The sequence below is a fragment of the Rhodococcus sp. WY5 genome, from assembly GCF_018588185.1.
Classification (GTDB): domain Bacteria; phylum Actinomycetota; class Actinomycetes; order Mycobacteriales; family Mycobacteriaceae; genus Rhodococcus_F; species Rhodococcus_F qingshengii.
Genome location: NZ_JAAMPR010000005.1, coordinates 113,520 through 128,569 on the forward strand (window position 1 = coordinate 113,520; position 15,050 = coordinate 128,569).

A 15,050-nucleotide genomic window follows, 5' to 3' on the forward strand; every position below is an offset into this window, starting at 1 on the left:
CTTTCTCCTGATACGGCGCTAGAGATAACTCGCAACGACATCCTGCGGCGTGACCTCACCGACCTGACATTCAAGGACGGCTCCAAAAGCTGCTCGGTCCAAACCGGTACGCTCCGTGACCCGTACACGAACAAGACCATCGCGTTCGCCCGCGGCCAGGACACGTCTTCTGCAGTCCAGATCGATCACGTGTTATCAGCAGCTTTGTCAAGGAGTCTTCCTCTTTCTGCTGGTCATTATGTCGATGTCATGCCGCTGATGGCTGTGGTGGCAGTGCGATGGGCCAGAGCGTGAGCGGCGTCGCGGCGGTGGCTGCGGCGTTCGTTGTCGCTGTTTCTGGTTGCTCGGCCCTTCCTGCTGATGGCGGGACGGTATTCGCCGCTCCGGTGTCGGAGACCGCTGCGCCTGGTGCGCAGGTTGAAGAGGCACTGTCCGCGTTGGAGCAGCTTGCGGTGAAGGGTCGTGCGCCGAAGACGGGGTATGCGCGCAGCGAGTTCGGTGCCGCGTGGACTGATACGAACACCGCTATGTGGGGCGGGAACTCGCTGAGCACTCGCGAGGACATACTCTCCCGTGACCTTATGGACGTCACGTGCAAGGGCCGCTCAGGTGTGGCCGCGCCGCCGTGCGTGGTGCAGTCGGGAGTCCTTCACGATCCGTATACCGGGACCACGGTGAATTTCGTTCGCGGGGAGACGACTTCGCCACTCGTCCCGATCGAGCATGTAGTCGCCCTTGGTGATTCGTGGCAGAAGGGCGCGCAGCAGTTGTCTGCCGCCGAACGTGTCGACCTGGCGAATGATCCGCTCAATCTCATCGCCACTACGCAGGCTCCGAACTCGGCGAAGAGTGACTCCGATGCCGCCTCGTGGCTTCCTCCGAACAAGGCGTTCCGATGTGCTTATGTGGCTCGTCAGGTCGCGGTCAAACTCCGGTATCGGTTGTGGGTGACCAAGGCGGAGAAAGACGCGATTGCCGCTGTCCTGTCGACGTGTCCCGGCCTGGCGCTTCCCTCCAATGCCGAGGCGGCGGGTCGTGTTTCGTGGACGAGCAGCGAAACCGATTACCCTCAGGGCGCTAGCGGGAGTCGGCGAGTCGTCGCCGCAGCGCGAGGTTCTCGCCGTGGGCGACCGCGAGCGCCTTGCGCAGCTCGCCGAGCTCTTCGGCGTGCCGGCGTTTGAGTTCCTTGAGCTGCGAGGACAGTGCTCTGACCGCGGACGATGCGGACTGCCGTTCGCGTTCGGACATCTGTTCCGGAGTTGTTCGGTGGTGCGGGCGCCTGGTGCGGAGGTCGTTGATCTTTGTGCGCAGGTCGGGCTGGTTGTAGAGGAAGTCGGTGGAGACCGTGGCGCGGCGAGCGACGGCCGCGAAGGTGACCGGCTCGCCTGCATTGCTGAGTGCCAGCAGAGCCGCTTCCGCGCGCGCTCTGGTCTCGGTGTGGCGTTGTCGCGCTGCGGCGGTGAGGTGTTCGGGCACGGGCTTGTTCTCCTTGCTCTAGGTGGTGGTTCCGGGGCCGCGAACGGCCTTGTCGGCGGCGGAAACATCGTTGATCGAGAGCAGGATCCGGTTGAGCGAGTCGACCTCGATCCGGCGGCCTTGCAGCCAGATGTTCGTCTCGTCCATCGGGGCGCCGTACTTCGCGGTGAACACTGCTTGCCGGTGTTCGATCAGGGTTTCCGTGTCGGTGAGCTGGGTCCGCAACTGCGGGGCGTGAGTGGAGTCGGTGACGAACTTCGAGCAGGACAGGCAGGCGTTTCCCTTATCGCACAATTGTTTCGGTGGGAGCGTGCACCAACCGTTGGGCAGAATGCGGTCAGCTCGCTTGTCGAGCTGGATCAGATCGTAGAGGTCGGAGCTGTCGATCGAGGCGGTGCGGCCGTCGCGGGTGACTTTCTTGTATCGGAGGAATTCCTCCTCCATGGTCTGCGCAGAGGTCACGGCGTAGTGCAAGGTCATGTCCGGGGAGACATGACCGAAGTAGCGCATCACGACGTGAAGCGGCACTCCAGCGTTGATCAGGTTGGTCGCGGCGGTGTGCCGGAAGCGGTGTGTCTTGGAGACCGCGACCTGACGGCCGACGGAGTCTCTGATGTTGAGCAGTCTGGTGAGCCTGCTGAACCGCAGATGCATTGTCGGAAGCGGGTAAGGCTTGTCGCCCAGTCGGTTTCGGCTCGCGCAGAGGAACAGGTATTTCGGCGTTACGTCAGAGTTTCCGAAGTGCGCCATCATGTCTCGGGCGTGCTTTTGCTGGGCTCGGATGATCGTGACGATCTCCTCGTCCACGGGGATCGTGGGTGCGACGTTCGATTCGATCTTCGTCTGTTGATACCGCATCCGGGCGACGAAGCCCGCGCTGTCAGGATCACCGTATGTGCGATTGTGCAGGATCGGTTCGAGCGGGTCGAAGTCCATCATCAGCACCTCGTTGGCGCGACGTCCGGTGCGCAGCAGAAGCATCAGGATGTGGAAGGCTTGCAGGTCGCCGAGCCCGCCCTCCTTCACAGGCTGTGCGAGCAGGCCGCTGCCCTCGGCGATCTGCTGCATGACATCCTCTTCGAGGACCATGTCGTGTGCCTTGACGTTGGCCAAGCGGGGCTTGTCCTCGGGGCGGAACAGCACGCAGTGCTCGGGTCGCAGAGTGGCCCAGGCGCTGATGCCGAGTTCGGTGGCGGCTTCATCCCGGTGGTCATACATGAACTGGTAGAACTGCTCGATCGCGGTCATGATCTGGCGGCGTGGGTTCGTCGCCAGCGCCTTGCCCGCGCGTACCCCGGACTCGATGCGGTGTGCGAGGAGCATGTCGCAGAAGCCGCGGATGAAGTCCCGCAGGCGGTGTGGGTCCGTTGTCAGGCACGGGCCCTGATCGGCGGTGGTGTCGATGTAGCGTTGCAGCCATTTCAGGGCGTCCAGGCGCGATTTGACCGTGCTCCACGAGTACCGCTCCGTGGTCAGGCCCGCCGAAAGCCAGTACTTCGCTCCTTCACGCAACCACAGGCTGGTCAGGTTGGTGAAGTGCATTGTCGTGCGACCTTGCGGTTCGTGGTCGCGTTGGGGCACCCTCGGGTCGAGGCTGGGATTCCAGACGTTCAGCTCCCACCACGGGCCGCGGTGATAGGCGTACCCGAGCACGGCGGCCATGTGCCCGAGGCGGTAGGTGCCGCCTTTGAACGCAGATTCGCCGATCTTCGCACCGCGCATCTGTGCTTTCCGTGCGGATCGCACCCACTCGTCAGGCGAACGGTGCAGCAGCGATTGCGCCGACCGGCACTCGTCGTCGTGATTCATCGCGGCGCGCAGCAGGATGAAGGCGGCATTCGTCTCGATGACGCGGACGAAGTGACCCAGCTCGATGCGCCGGTGGATGATCCAGGCGATCTCCCAGGTCATCGGCTCCGGCAAACCGCGGAAGTTCAGGTAGCAGGAGGTCCAGCTCCCGCCGACGTTGACTTCGCGGATCGCCGGTCGGTAGTGCGCCGGCATCGTCTTCTTGTCGAAGTGATCGCTGCGGCATTCTTCGGGCAGAGAGTCCCAGAGCCTGCGGGCGATGGTGAGGTCGAACATGTCCGCTAGTGCCAACCCCGGGTCGATCTGGTGCAGTCTCTTGGGGCTGCGCGACCATGACGTGATGGCGGGATCGGTTGCTGGGCTAGACATTCGGGTACTCCCATCCGGCGACGTATTCGCGCCAATTCGCTACCGAGGCCAGCTCGGCGTCCTCGGTGACGTGGCCGTAGATGTTCATCGTGGTCTGCACGCTCGCGTGTCCGAGGCGGCGGCTGACGGTGTGGACGGGACTCCCCGCCAGCAACAGCGCGGTGGCGTGGGTGTGCCGAAACCAGTGCGGTGTCATCAGGTTCGGGAGGGCGGTGTCGTGATGCTTCATCGAGCGCAGGTGCGCATAGACCGACTCGGTACGCAGGGGCGCGAACAGCGGGTTCCGCATCACGTTGCAGAAGATGTAGCTGCTGTCCCAATCATCGAGGGCGACATCGGCGCCTCGGTCGCACAGCCACCACACGTAGTCGGCGTAGAGCCGGTCGAGCCGCGACCCGATGTGGACCTCGCGTTCCCCGGACTTGGCGGACAGGCCGTACGGGTGTGGCCTGCTCACGATCGCGACCCGGGCGCTCTTGCCGCCGATCCCGGTGTTCCAGTCGCGGTGCTCCAACGAGAGGGCTTCGCCGATCCGCATGCCCGATTCCGCCAGGACTGCCCACAGGAACCGATATCGCAGGTCACCTCTCCACTCCTCGAGTGTTGGGTCGTAGGTGGCCTCGGCGCCTTGGAGGGCGTCGATCGTGGTCGGCGCCAGAACCGGGATGGCCTTGCGGGCGGCGCGGATTCGGATGGCGGCGCGCTTCTGTGGCGCTCGCCTGGCCACGTGCTCGAGGAACGAGAGGTAGCGGCCGGATCGGACGTGGGCTTGCTTCCACAGGAACGGCGCAGCGTCTGTTCCGCTGTCGGCTTGGTAGCGGTAGAAACTCATCACTGCGCGCATGCGGAGATTCACCGTGCTGTCGCTGAGCGTCGGTCGGGGGCGGAGTTCGCGGATCGGCGAGTCCTGCTCGCCGTAGCGCAGGGCCGAGATGAAGTCGCCGAAGTCGTGCAGCTTCACCGCATCCCACGACGTGCCGGTCACTTCCAGGAACGACCACCACTGGGCCAGGCTCTGTGCGTAGGCGCGGGTGGTGTTCGGCCGGAAGTCGATTTGCCGCCCGTACTCGAGGTAGGCCTCGACCGGCTCAACGAGACCGAACGATCTGTCGATCACCGTCCAGGTCGTTGTACCGTCGTTGAGAGTGACACGTTGCGCTGTAGCCATCAGCCCGCTCCCGTTCGTCTGAAGTCGAAGCTACGCCCGGCGCTGCCTAATTCGAGGCACCCGAACGGCGCGTGTCTGCGGTGTCATCGGCGTACTTCGCTACCTGCAGATAACACCGTCGCCCACATGTCCCGAATCTGTGGAAGGAAGCTCAGGATGATGTCAACGGCACTAACTACTAGCTACGGATTACACGTGTATCCCCTTGCCCGAGCATGGAAAATGGGTGCTTCGAAGTGGACTGTCGATAAACGAATCCAGTTTGCCAACGACATCGACCGCAACCTGATGGCCGTGGACGGATCCACGAACGGGAAGAAATCCGACAAAGGGCTCGATGAATGGATGCCCCCCAATGCTGCGTACGGATGCGAGTATGCGGCACGCTATTTGACAGTCGCCCGCGACTACGCGCTGAGCGTCACCACCGGTGACCTCCACAGCGCTTCACTTGCGTGCGGACTGGATCCGGCGATAACCAAGGAGAAATGACAGATGAGCCCCACACCGACCAACAAGAAGGCCGTGGACACAGCACGCAAGAGTGCTGAGGCCCTGGCCCACAAGGCGCTTCAGGCGCGGGTATCGCTTGTCGGCGCAATTGGTGAGGCGCAGGCCTCTGCGCAGGAAATACTTGATCAGCGCGAGGTTCTTCTTGCCAAGCATGCCCAGGAACTCGACGTGCTCGACGCAGAACACGCAGATGCGGAAGACAAGATCAAAACCGCATACGACACAGCCGTTTCGGGTGGCTGGACCGCACGTGAACTTACAGAGATGGGCTATTCGGCGCCGAAGAAGAAGAAACCGCGCCGGCAGAAGCCGGCCGCTGCCGAAACACCGCAGCCGGCCACCCCGCCGAGTCACACCGGTGAACAGCCCAGCGGTACCGATCACAACGACTAAATCGCCTGCCAGCTTTGCAGAACAGAGGAGTTCACGATGGACCACAACTCGCCGCTCGACATCGATTCGGTTGTACGTGTCCTCCCTGCCTGCACCAGCTGCGAGCTCGAAAAGCAAGCTGGCGTCGAGGTGACTTACGTCCGGCCGGCGCAGTGGGCTCTCACATTGAGAGACTGCTGCGCCGGATGGACCCCGAGTCCGCACCTGGTGTGCCACATCCATTTCGTGGAATTGCTCACTCAACATCTCCCCGCCCAATGTGTGGTGTGCGGAAGAATCAGCCGGAACATCTCCGATGTCCTCGACACTGCGATGACGTTGGGAACGCAAGTCCCCACTCCGCACCGCAAAACTGCGTGATCGGACCCCATTCGAGGAGGTAGACCCCCCTTATGTCTCGCAGTTACACCAGATCGAGCCCAGACGGCGTATCCGGTGTCGTGGACGTCGACGGCGGAAACTCGAATGTGGCGACGAAAAAGCAAGCTCTTGTCATTCCCGAGGAGCGATATGCGGAGCGAGAGAAGGAAAGAGCATCCGCTCGGAACCTTGACTCGGCAACCGAAGGTATGAGTCTGACCCGAGCTTCCAAGGATCTCAATCGTGCTTTTCCTCGCCCGGGCACCGCCCCGATCACCGATGCACGATTGCGCCGAAACTTGCCTGGCGAGATCGAACTCCGCAAGAACTTGAGTTCGAGACAACGCAAAGCGCGCTCGGTGGCCAAACGTGCTGTTCTCGACGCGATGCCGGGGACACAACACCGCGCGTTACACGGGTTGGTGTCTGACCCGAAGACATGGGAGTCGACGAACGCCGCCCTGTCGAGAGTTAACGGCGACGCGGTCATGCTCGACGACAAACAACGAAAAGAGGTCCAGCGAATCGACCGTGCGATCCAATCTGCGGAATCGAAAACAGGGCGAGGCCATCTGGTCTACACCGAAGTCACCATGCCTCATCCAGTGGCCGGACAGCATGATTGGCCATCGAATTTGCAACCAGGGGCAGTGATTTCTTTTGACCGCTTCACAGCCGGCACACACACGCTTCACGAACTGGACGCTCATCGAGGCCCCAACGACGTTGCCTTCGAGATCGAAACGAGCCGTGGCATGTACCTCGGCCAGTCTGACAGCGGGAACAACACCTCGCACGTGCTTCCTCGAGGAATGCATGTCGAAGTAGTCGCTGTGCACAACGCGCCGTACGAACGACCCGGTCTGCCGCCCGGCGAACGAATCGTCGTGCAACTACGCGAGATCACAACGCCCGACACGACTTAGAAAGAAGCTGATCATGGGTTACACCGACGCACAAGGCCGCCCCGAAATATTTATGCACCCCGACATTTTGGCTGGCAAGTCGACGTTCAACATCGTTGAATCGGCTTCGGAGGATCTGTCGACCGCGGACGCCGACAACAATGACGTTGTTGGCGAAAAGAAAAATCGGAGGTCACCTAAAAGGTGATGCCTCCGACTCTCACTGTGCAATCTCAGTGCCCAGATCTTAACTGCAGAGACAGTCAGAGTGCAAGTGAAAAGTCCACGTGTACAAAGTAATCAAGCGCAACGGAGAAGGTACTGATGAAGCGACATTCCACCAGACGCTGCACCATCGCGATAGCAGCAATGATTGTGGCTGCAGTCGCAGGGTGCACTGATTCGGGCTCCGAGAGCGAGTCGTCAGCGGCAAGAACCGCCAGCGAAGCATCCCGCTCGTCAACCTCTACCGCAGCGCCGGGTCAGGCTGGTGCGACGTCTGCCCGAGGACAAGCGGGGATCACAGACGGAACCCTCGATCCTTCCCCGACACAGCCCGGTATCGCGTTACCAGCTCAGCCCGAAATTTCATCGCCTGTAGCCGCATCGGCCGGCGACACATGCGGGACAGTCATCCCCCACGCGACAGGCGCTGTTCAGCCGGTGATCGTCCTAACCGGGTCCATCGAGTGCGCGACCGCATTGGCAGTCAGTGAGCGATACCTCAACGATGCGTCGGTGGCGAGTGAAGGTCAGGGGCGGTTCGCAACAATCGACGGGTGGCACTGCAACTGGCCGTATGTGGACGGCCGATCCCATGCGGAGTCCTATCTCCAATGCACTGATGTGGCCCAAAACTCGTTCCAGATCGGCGAATAGATCACATGCGCAGGCAATTAGACGTACTCGCGGATGCGAGGAAGGACATCCGCGATTTCCTCGAACAACGTCGGCCATCCGCGCCGTAACCACGTAGCCCGACCTTGTTCGAGGAAATGACCGTCCACGAGATGACTGACCCGCAAATTTGCTTCTGAAACGCCGAGGCCACGCATTTTGTCGTAGATCGGGTTGGCAGGAAGTTCGCGTCGAGCGATATACCCCCAGACATCGTCGCGGGTCCAATCCCACACCGGCCCGTACGCGCGTGTTTTGTCCGCGCGCGCAATCGATCCTCCATGAGCCCGGCGTTGTTCGGCTTTGGTGGCACAACATGATCGGCAACTTCGTTCAATTTCGAGCGCGAGATTGCTGTAATAAAGAGACCATCTACCAGTGCCTTTAGCCGATTCGTCCGCGCGCACACCCCACATCTCGCCTGGACCGTGGTCGGTGTGCGCGCGCCGAGAAGGCTCCGCAATCAACGCGTCCTGCAAAGAAGCGGACGGCGAGTGGTCACCTGCACGGTTGCCGTGCTGCCAACCGCCGTCGCTGGCGAGGATTTCCAGGAGCGACGGCTCTGCCGCATAAACCTGAAAGTTCAACTTCCATTCCTGCGCGATCTGTTGCACGAATTCGTACGTCTCGGGAAACTCCGCTCCCGAGTCGAAGAAGACGACGGGAACATTCGGCTCCACCGAAAGTGCGAGGTGGAGCACAACGAGAGAATCCTTGCCGCCGGAGAATGCGACATAGCCGTCATTGTCTTCCAGGTGCGCAGCGATTCTTGTCCGTATTGACGCCAGATCGTGCCGCGCCGGACGAAAGCTGTTGAGAACAGCCATATTCAGGCCATCCGGCGTTGCGGTCATCATGGGTCCTTTCGTGAGACTTTCAACTGTATCGACGCTATGCATCTCAGAGCGAACGTGTATTTGTGAACGAATCTCAGAGCCCGCGGCAGGTATTGACCTGTTCGTCGTGTATCTACTCGGTGATACGTTCGCGGAAATCGTCCAAAACGAATTTCGACGAAAGTGGGGGACCATGCCTAGTGAACAGGGTAATCGCAATCCGGAATTGCCACCGTGGCTCGATGCCAGCGCAGATAACGGTGAGAAGGCGCCGGACACAGACAGTCATCATCAAGTACGCCCTGACGACCGCGCAACCAGTCACGCATCACCTCAGCACGAGCGACCTCAGGTCCGCGTCGCACCTCAAGTGCAGCCGTCCGCGCCCTCAGGTCCCTCGCACGCCATCGAATCAGGATCCCCGGCGGCGAACGATAGCTGGCAGCCGATCGCCCCTCCGGAGACAAACCAGGGGGAGACGCAACCGCCCGCGGACGATCCAATTCGTCACGGCGGGGGTGTCCAGGAAACGCAGGAGACAGCCCCGATGAGCCCTCCGCGCACTCGCTATGTCGACTCCACGTTGAACCAGGAAGCGACTGTTGCACACTCGCAGCCGGTCCAGCCGAGTTCGTCGCGGGGCACAAATGTTCGGGGTGCGGTGCCATCCAACCCGCCGGCGAGTGCGCAGCCAGCAGCGCCGTCTGCCACACCGACTGCGCCCAAGCCCCCTGCCGTGTCGACTCCGGCATGGGATCTGCCTACGACAACTTTTCCCGCGCAAGGCGCCGGCGCAGACAGTCGAGGGTCGTACGGTTCCCCGGGAGACAGCACTTCTGTCCCACAGCCCCTCAACCCGCTTTCCTACCCCCAGCATCAGCAAGCCGAAAACGCACAGATCGACCCCCGTCCGTCCGTTCCATCGGCAGGGCAAGTGAGTTCCGTACCAGTAGAAAATCCGCAGGGGCAGCAACAACCCCACAACGGTGCACCGCCTCAATGGCAAAACAGCCGACCGCGCCAGGTCAACGCCGGAATTGCATCGGATTTCCGTTCCTCTACGCCGCCCAAGCGCACTATCGACGACCTCGACATCATTCGTCGTGCGAAGCGCCCGCCGGCGAAAGGTTTCCGCCGCTTCCTGTTCAAATTGACAGGGGGCAAGGTCAACCCGGGTCAGTCGCAGGCAGAGCTCGAGTACCTCGAATTGGTCAAGCGGATCAATCAGCCGTCGCGAGGTGTCTACAAAATCGCTTTCGTTTCTCTCAAAGGAGGGGTGGGAAAAACCACTGCAGCGAAAACCGTGGGATCGACGTTCGCCTCGCTGCGAGGCGATCGCGTCATCGCGATCGACGCCAACCCGGACGCCGGAACCCTTGCCGATCGGGAACATCGCGAGCACCGGTACACCGTCCGAGACCTGCTGGCGGATCATCAGATCCGCACCTACAGCGATGTGAGGCACTACACCTCTCAGGGTGACAGCCGCCTGGAGATCCTCGCCAACGAAACAGATCCGGCGACCTCCGAAGCCTTCAACGAGCAGGACTATCTCGACGCACTCAAGACGTTGGAGGTGCACTACAACATCATCATCACCGATTGCGGAACCGGCATGATGCATTCGGCGATGAAGGGAATCCTCGACGAGGCCGATGCAGTAGTTGTTGTCAGCCCCACCGCCCAGGACGGCGCACGGTCGGCTGTCTCCACCTTGGCGTGGCTCAACGAGCAAGGACATCAACGTCTGGTGGAAAAGGCAGTGGTGGTGGTCAATTCGACACGGCCGGGATCGTCTTCTCTCGACCTGAGTCAGCTCGAAGACGTTTTCCGTCAGCAAGGCGTACGGGCAGTCCGCATCATTCCGTTCGACGAACACCTCGGAGAAGGTGGCCCGATCGACCTGCCGCTGCTGAGCAAGAAGACCGAACGTGCGTACCTCGAACTCGCGGCGGATCTCGCCGACGATTTCGTGAACAAGGGACCCGCATAACGAACAACGATGCCGGCGGCCTCGACAGCTGTTGATCATCCACTGCCGTAATGTGTGCGGTGTCCGTAATGTCATGTGCCGCAGATAGCTTGCTTGCATGACCGACGCGAACGCTGTGAGCATCGAAGACGTGTGCACCGCCGCACACAGGGCAGTTGATCCCCCACCTGTCGAAGGTCGCCGCTGCGGTGGCCCCTGCGCCCGCTGCGGGCGAGAGAGCACCGGCAATATCTCTGTCAGCTCCGTCGTTTCACGCACCTTTACTGCCTTCGACGGATGGTCCTCGCCCGCAGCGCAAGGGATGTGCCAGGTCTGCGCGTGGGTCTACCGCACCCCAGCACTGCGTCTGAACATCCAATTGGTGGGAGCGTGCCCACCCACGCTGAAAACGCTGACTTCGAGACAACTCGGAGCGCGCCTGCAGAAACCGCTAACCTCGGCGCACGCGCTCGTCGTGCCAGTGGGTATGCGTCGCAAACACCTCCTCCCTCATGCGCGGTGGGGCGAAATTAGTGTCGACGACATCTCGTTGTCCTGGACCAAACACGATGTACGCACTCTCGCTGCGATGCGACGACTACGCACGGACGGCTTCGGAGAGCGGATGCTGGCAGCGAGCGCACCGCAATTCGCGATGATGCGCCGACTTCCAGCCGCGCGGTGGACGGGACTCCTCGAAGACTGGGCAGAACTTGATCGATGGCGCACGGCACCCCCATGGTGGGAACTCGGCCTACGCGCCTCCTCCTCGAACAGGAAGGAATCGTAATGGCAACCTCCACTGACACATGGCTTGCTTCCGTTCCCGAACTACCCGCACTGACCGGGCCTCACTCGACCGCTGAACGACTACTTCTGTTGCTGCACTACGGAATCGACTGGGAAAACGGATGGGTAGCATCCCGCCGAGCCGTGTACTGGGAACACCACCTCCCCGATCGTGTCCGGCTCGCCACCTACCGGTGCGGCGCCGATCTCGACCGATGGTGGGGCATCGTGTCGGAGAAGCTCGAATCCAGGCCCAACGCATCGCAGCGACTCGAACTCTCGCAACTACTGAGAGAACCACCGAAGCCAGTGCTGGCAATCATGCGCGAATCGACCCGGGCGCTGGTGCTTCGAACGCAGATCGTTGCGACGGCATACCGAGAGTCCCAAACCCACACCCGGCGGCAGCGCGACAACGCAGGAGAAACATCACCATGACCAGCACCGTGCATTGGGATCTGGACATCTATGCACTGTCGTCTATCTCGCACAAAGACGACAGCACCTCGACAACCACAGCGCTCTTTCGCCGTGAAGAAGTAATCCAGCCCGACGGGACGGGGAACTCGTTCCGATCATCTCCGGCAACTCCTTCCGCGGAACACTGCGACGCATCGGTGAGGAACTCCTCCGCGATGTGCTCGACTACGAGGGCACACTGTCGCTGCCGGCGGCCCACACCCTCCGCAGCGGAGGAGCCCTACGAAAAACCAAGGGCGAACCCCTCTCCGGAAGCAGACTTGAGCATGCACGAAATCTCATCCCCCTGATCGGCGTCTTCGGAGGTAACAGCAGCTCCACGATGATCAAGGGCCGCGCCCAGATCGGGAAAGTCGTACCGCGGGTCAAAGAGACCGAACACATCATGTCCAGACCGTCGAAGCTTCCGTTACTGAGCCAGTTTGAGCTGCTGGGCATCGAGCGGTACAGCCGATTCGACGACTCGGACACCGCAGACTTCCCATCAACCGCCGCGGCAGAGTCCGACGCGGAGAACTCGACGACCGGCTCCCATCTGATGCGCTACGAAGTCGAGACCTTACCTGCGGGAACCACCTTTGAATCCTGGATCCGCCTCACCCGAGCCACCGATCTGCAGATCGCCTTCTTCACGGACGTCCTCGCCGAATTCACAGCAGCAGGACGACTCGGTGGGCGATTGTCGATCGGCCACGGGATGGTTCGCGTCGAATCCACGCGATCGACGACAGCCGGCACCACAGCGTCTGCGGTGGATTGGCGCGAACATCTGCGCAGTGTCCGAGACGACGCGCTGGAAGTTCTGGCGAACTGGTGATGAGGCCGCTACTGGTGAAAGCGAGACTCGCCCACGGAATCGCGCACGCCGCACCGTGGGGAGTGAGCCTCGACGGACTGCTCGCCGCAGAGATATGGGCGGACCAGAAGGTGGGCAAGCGCGATCGAGGCGAAGACGTAGCTGCGCTGTCAGCGGACGTCGACCCTGAAGACCTCGATTTGCCCTTGGCTCGATGCGAACTGTCGGGCGGAGACCTGTGGCACTGGGCAGCTACTTGTGCGTATCCCGAGAAACCTGTCGATCATCCAGTGGTGCGCTACTGGACGGGGCGCCCCGATCATGCGGCGCTCGGAGACCTCGTGGCAGATCTCCCGGGCGTCGTTTCGGAAAGGCAAGGCCCGTACCGGTCGCGGAGCATGCCGTTGTTGGTCACGAGCACCGACGCCGTGACATGGCAATGCGTGGGAGACGATGACCGGATCATGGCGATCCTGCAAGGCATTGCCGCGATCGGAAAGAAACGTAGTCAGGGCGAAGGTCGAGTTCTGCGGTGGGAAGTGACGCCGCTCGACGAGTCCTCTGCCTGGTCGGCGGGCCATCTCCATATTGATGGCAGCCTCGGTCGGCCAACTCCGGATGGATGCCTGCACGGAACCACGGTGGCAACCGGTGGCCGAGGACCCACCGGTCTGCGGCCGCCGTACATGCATGGTTTCCGCCGGCACACGCTCAACCTGCCGTTCTCGCTCACTGTGTGAGTAGCGAAGACGATCTTGGAGCTAAGTTCTGTCGTGGCGCTCGGCTATTGCGCGGTACCTGAACTGGGGTTCTCGGGCCTGGTAGCGATAGTCATCAGCGCCCTGTACGCGCGATCTCGACGCCCTTCCGGGACGAGTTGCCACGAACGGTGTTGTGGGTTTTCGAGTGCCTCAGCGAGTTTCTCGAGTCTGCGGGGGTCGTTTTCCGTCATCGTCACATCACGTTCGACGATCGGATTGCCAATCGCACTGGCGAGGATTGCAGCGTCATCGAGATGGCGTTGCGTGTCTTTGCGGTCACTGATGAAAGCTGCCCCCTTGAGGATCAGAGCCCCCAGAACGGTCGGCAGGCTCAAACGGGTTGGTACCCCGTCAATTTCGATCGTGCAGTTCACGGTTTTCCGCAATGCAGATGTGGCACCTGGGACCTGGAAGACCGGGTGCCCTTTCAGCTTCGGGACATGCTTCGGTGGTAGATGGTCGGCGACCATCACATCGACTATCTCGGGCGTCTTTTCTCCTCCACGTGTAAACCGGTGGATGGGGTCGTCGTCCTGGAGCGACCAGCGGAGTTCGTAGCCGAGATCCTCGAGTTGTTTCTTGACTTCGTTGAATACGGCTGCGCCGGTTTCTATGTGCAGCACGATGTCGACATCAAGCGTGGGTCTGTTGAGTGGCACTCCTGCTTTCGCTGCGTGCAGCTGCACCATCAGCCCCCCGATCAGTGTCCATTGGTCGGACGGGATCGCGTTGGCCAGTTCCGCGGCTTGCGGCCACGGTGTAGCCCACCCGCCGGCAGGCGCCTGAATAGTCCACTCGGGACGTTCAACGGAAGTCATCGAGTAGCTCCTGGAGTACGCGTGTGCCGGCGCTGCGCTGGCGGGTGTCGAGGGATTCCATCAGATCGACGGCGACGGCCGCGATCGGAAGCGTTGATGTACGGAAGAATGGGTTCAGGGCGGAAACGACCCGGAGGGTGACATCTCCGTTTTGGGAGAGCATTCCGAATTGTTCTACGACGTCGTCAAAGTCGTCGTCGACGATGTACCCGTCGGCTTTGTCGTTTCTCGCGGAGGACAGTCCGAATCGCGCCGCTGTTTCCGGTACGTGGATGATCGCGCTGATACCGGTGGCGGCGAGGTAGCCGCCCCTGATCAAGACATCTACGTCGCCCTCCGCCCAGGTCTCCATGTGGTGTGTGGTGGCGCGGTTTCTGGCGAGGTAAGCCACTTCTGCCGCGGACGACCGGCGTAAACGATGTTTGAGTCGGGTGATCTGTGTCGGAGAAGCGATCCAGTCGACTGTGCAGTGGGACAGCAAGGCCAGGGCTGCCCAGGAAACCTCAGGATTCCACGGGCGTCCCGGCCGGCGAGAGCTCTGGGCCATCCGGTGGACGGATGCACTGTTGAGCAGGAGAGAATTGCCCACCTCGCGGGCGATGGTGATGGAACCGGCGCGAGCGAGTCTGGTGACCTGCCGTTCGGTCACCGAGAGTGCAGCTGCAGCATCATGCACCGTCATCTCATCCATGCCTTATATGGTCGCAT

17 protein-coding genes and 1 pseudogene are annotated in these 15,050 nt (G+C 61.6%); 12 read left to right on the top strand and 6 right to left on the bottom strand.

Going from position 1 to position 15,050, the window contains the following annotated elements; all coding sequences use genetic code 11:
• Positions 1-27: 27 nt before the first annotated feature.
• Both G4D79_RS34885 and G4D79_RS33405 read left to right on the top strand, forming a co-directional pair.
• Positions 28-198 (top strand): annotated as a pseudogene (locus G4D79_RS34885) (HNH endonuclease); the annotation flags it as partial.
• Positions 199-278: 80 nt separating this feature from the next.
• On the top strand, positions 279-1,181 hold the full coding sequence (locus tag G4D79_RS33405; RefSeq protein ID WP_070160272.1) for an HNH endonuclease family protein: 903 nt from the start codon (positions 279-281) through the stop codon (positions 1,179-1,181).
• Here G4D79_RS33405 and G4D79_RS33410 read toward each other — a convergent pair.
• The 3 genes from G4D79_RS33410 to G4D79_RS33420 are packed head-to-tail and all read right to left on the bottom strand — an operon-like array spanning position 1,078 to position 4,822.
• The gene (locus tag G4D79_RS33410; protein WP_047270891.1) at positions 1,078-1,476 is read right to left on the bottom strand and encodes a DUF6262 family protein; all 399 of its coding nucleotides are present in this window, start codon (positions 1,474-1,476) and stop codon (positions 1,078-1,080) included. The genes G4D79_RS33405 and G4D79_RS33410 overlap by 104 nt on opposite strands.
• 18 nt (positions 1,477-1,494) lie before the next feature.
• The gene (locus G4D79_RS33415; RefSeq protein ID WP_083291452.1) at positions 1,495-3,654 is read right to left on the bottom strand and encodes a site-specific integrase; all 2,160 of its coding nucleotides are present in this window, start codon (positions 3,652-3,654) and stop codon (positions 1,495-1,497) included.
• Positions 3,647-4,822 carry a tyrosine-type recombinase/integrase gene (locus tag G4D79_RS33420; protein WP_058037612.1) on the bottom strand — a complete coding sequence of 392 codons (1,176 nt, stop codon included), beginning with the start codon at positions 4,820-4,822 and terminating at the stop codon, positions 3,647-3,649. Before G4D79_RS33420 ends, G4D79_RS33415 begins: the two co-directional genes overlap by 8 nt.
• A gap of 159 nt (positions 4,823-4,981) precedes the next feature.
• Between G4D79_RS33420 and G4D79_RS33425 the strand changes: the two genes are divergently transcribed.
• The 5 genes from G4D79_RS33425 to G4D79_RS33445 are packed head-to-tail and all read left to right on the top strand — an operon-like array spanning position 4,982 to position 7,201.
• Positions 4,982-5,314, top strand: a complete 333-nt coding sequence (locus G4D79_RS33425; RefSeq protein ID WP_223304551.1) for an HNH endonuclease family protein — start codon at positions 4,982-4,984, stop codon at positions 5,312-5,314.
• A 3-nt stretch (positions 5,315-5,317) separates the two neighbouring features.
• Positions 5,318-5,728: a hypothetical protein gene (locus G4D79_RS33430; protein WP_214514972.1), complete on the top strand. Its 411-nt coding sequence runs from the start codon at positions 5,318-5,320 to the stop codon at positions 5,726-5,728.
• 36 nt (positions 5,729-5,764) lie between these two features.
• Positions 5,765-6,088, top strand: coding sequence for a hypothetical protein (locus G4D79_RS33435; RefSeq protein ID WP_052959937.1), 324 nt, complete (start codon positions 5,765-5,767; stop codon positions 6,086-6,088).
• A gap of 32 nt (positions 6,089-6,120) precedes the next feature.
• Positions 6,121-7,014 carry a hypothetical protein gene (locus G4D79_RS33440; protein ID WP_214514973.1) on the top strand — a complete coding sequence of 298 codons (894 nt, stop codon included), beginning with the start codon at positions 6,121-6,123 and terminating at the stop codon, positions 7,012-7,014.
• 13 nt (positions 7,015-7,027) lie between these two features.
• Positions 7,028-7,201 carry a hypothetical protein gene (locus G4D79_RS33445; protein WP_155419214.1) on the top strand — a complete coding sequence of 58 codons (174 nt, stop codon included), beginning with the start codon at positions 7,028-7,030 and terminating at the stop codon, positions 7,199-7,201.
• Positions 7,202-7,889: 688 nt separating this feature from the next.
• On the opposite strand, the gene G4D79_RS33450 is transcribed toward G4D79_RS33445, so the two are convergent.
• The gene (locus G4D79_RS33450) at positions 7,890-8,744 is read right to left on the bottom strand and encodes a phosphoadenosine phosphosulfate reductase family protein (RefSeq protein WP_214514974.1); all 855 of its coding nucleotides are present in this window, start codon (positions 8,742-8,744) and stop codon (positions 7,890-7,892) included.
• Positions 8,745-9,660: 916 nt separating this feature from the next.
• On the opposite strand from G4D79_RS33450, the gene G4D79_RS33455 reads away from it, so the two are divergent.
• From G4D79_RS33455 to G4D79_RS33475, 5 genes are all read left to right on the top strand, one after another.
• The gene (locus G4D79_RS33455) at positions 9,661-10,719 is read left to right on the top strand and encodes a MinD/ParA family protein (RefSeq protein ID WP_223304552.1); all 1,059 of its coding nucleotides are present in this window, start codon (positions 9,661-9,663) and stop codon (positions 10,717-10,719) included.
• Positions 10,720-10,816: 97 nt separating this feature from the next.
• The gene (locus G4D79_RS33460) at positions 10,817-11,488 is read left to right on the top strand and encodes a hypothetical protein (protein ID WP_214514975.1); all 672 of its coding nucleotides are present in this window, start codon (positions 10,817-10,819) and stop codon (positions 11,486-11,488) included.
• On the top strand, positions 11,488-11,925 hold the full coding sequence (locus tag G4D79_RS33465; RefSeq protein WP_214514976.1) for a hypothetical protein: 438 nt from the start codon (positions 11,488-11,490) through the stop codon (positions 11,923-11,925). Before G4D79_RS33460 ends, G4D79_RS33465 begins: the two co-directional genes overlap by 1 nt.
• Before the next feature lie 166 nt (positions 11,926-12,091).
• Positions 12,092-12,784: a hypothetical protein gene (locus G4D79_RS33470; RefSeq protein ID WP_374223461.1), complete on the top strand. Its 693-nt coding sequence runs from the start codon at positions 12,092-12,094 to the stop codon at positions 12,782-12,784.
• Positions 12,784-13,503, top strand: a complete 720-nt coding sequence (locus G4D79_RS33475) for a hypothetical protein (protein ID WP_214514977.1) — start codon at positions 12,784-12,786, stop codon at positions 13,501-13,503. The genes G4D79_RS33470 and G4D79_RS33475 overlap by 1 nt, the downstream gene beginning before the upstream one ends.
• Before the next feature lie 44 nt (positions 13,504-13,547).
• On the opposite strand, the gene G4D79_RS33480 is transcribed toward G4D79_RS33475, so the two are convergent.
• Both G4D79_RS33480 and G4D79_RS33485 read right to left on the bottom strand, forming a co-directional pair.
• Positions 13,548-14,342: a hypothetical protein gene (locus G4D79_RS33480; RefSeq protein ID WP_250888153.1), complete on the bottom strand. Its 795-nt coding sequence runs from the start codon at positions 14,340-14,342 to the stop codon at positions 13,548-13,550.
• Complete coding sequence (locus G4D79_RS33485; protein ID WP_214514978.1) at positions 14,329-15,033, bottom strand: hypothetical protein; 705 nt, start codon at positions 15,031-15,033, stop codon at positions 14,329-14,331. Before G4D79_RS33485 ends, G4D79_RS33480 begins: the two co-directional genes overlap by 14 nt.
• Positions 15,034-15,050 lie beyond the last annotated feature (17 nt).

Coding starts and splice junctions, on each gene's coding strand:
- G4D79_RS33475 (WP_214514977.1), top strand. CDS start 12,784: ATGAGGCCGCTACTGGTGAAAGCGAGACTCGCCCACGGAATCGCGCAC.
- G4D79_RS33425 (WP_223304551.1), top strand. CDS start 4,982: ATGTCAACGGCACTAACTACTAGCTACGGATTACACGTGTATCCCCTT.
- G4D79_RS33420 (WP_058037612.1), bottom strand. CDS start 4,822: ATGGCTACAGCGCAACGTGTCACTCTCAACGACGGTACAACGACCTGG.
- G4D79_RS33440 (WP_214514973.1), top strand. CDS start 6,121: ATGTCTCGCAGTTACACCAGATCGAGCCCAGACGGCGTATCCGGTGTC.
- G4D79_RS33445 (WP_155419214.1), top strand. CDS start 7,028: ATGGGTTACACCGACGCACAAGGCCGCCCCGAAATATTTATGCACCCC.
- G4D79_RS33435 (WP_052959937.1), top strand. CDS start 5,765: ATGGACCACAACTCGCCGCTCGACATCGATTCGGTTGTACGTGTCCTC.
- G4D79_RS33415 (WP_083291452.1), bottom strand. CDS start 3,654: ATGTCTAGCCCAGCAACCGATCCCGCCATCACGTCATGGTCGCGCAGC.
- G4D79_RS33480 (WP_250888153.1), bottom strand. CDS start 14,342: ATGACTTCCGTTGAACGTCCCGAGTGGACTATTCAGGCGCCTGCCGGC.
- G4D79_RS33450 (WP_214514974.1), bottom strand. CDS start 8,744: ATGACCGCAACGCCGGATGGCCTGAATATGGCTGTTCTCAACAGCTTT.
- G4D79_RS33460 (WP_214514975.1), top strand. CDS start 10,817: ATGACCGACGCGAACGCTGTGAGCATCGAAGACGTGTGCACCGCCGCA.
- G4D79_RS33430 (WP_214514972.1), top strand. CDS start 5,318: ATGAGCCCCACACCGACCAACAAGAAGGCCGTGGACACAGCACGCAAG.
- G4D79_RS33465 (WP_214514976.1), top strand. CDS start 11,488: ATGGCAACCTCCACTGACACATGGCTTGCTTCCGTTCCCGAACTACCC.
- G4D79_RS33485 (WP_214514978.1), bottom strand. CDS start 15,033: ATGGATGAGATGACGGTGCATGATGCTGCAGCTGCACTCTCGGTGACC.
- G4D79_RS33405 (WP_070160272.1), top strand. CDS start 279: ATGGGCCAGAGCGTGAGCGGCGTCGCGGCGGTGGCTGCGGCGTTCGTT.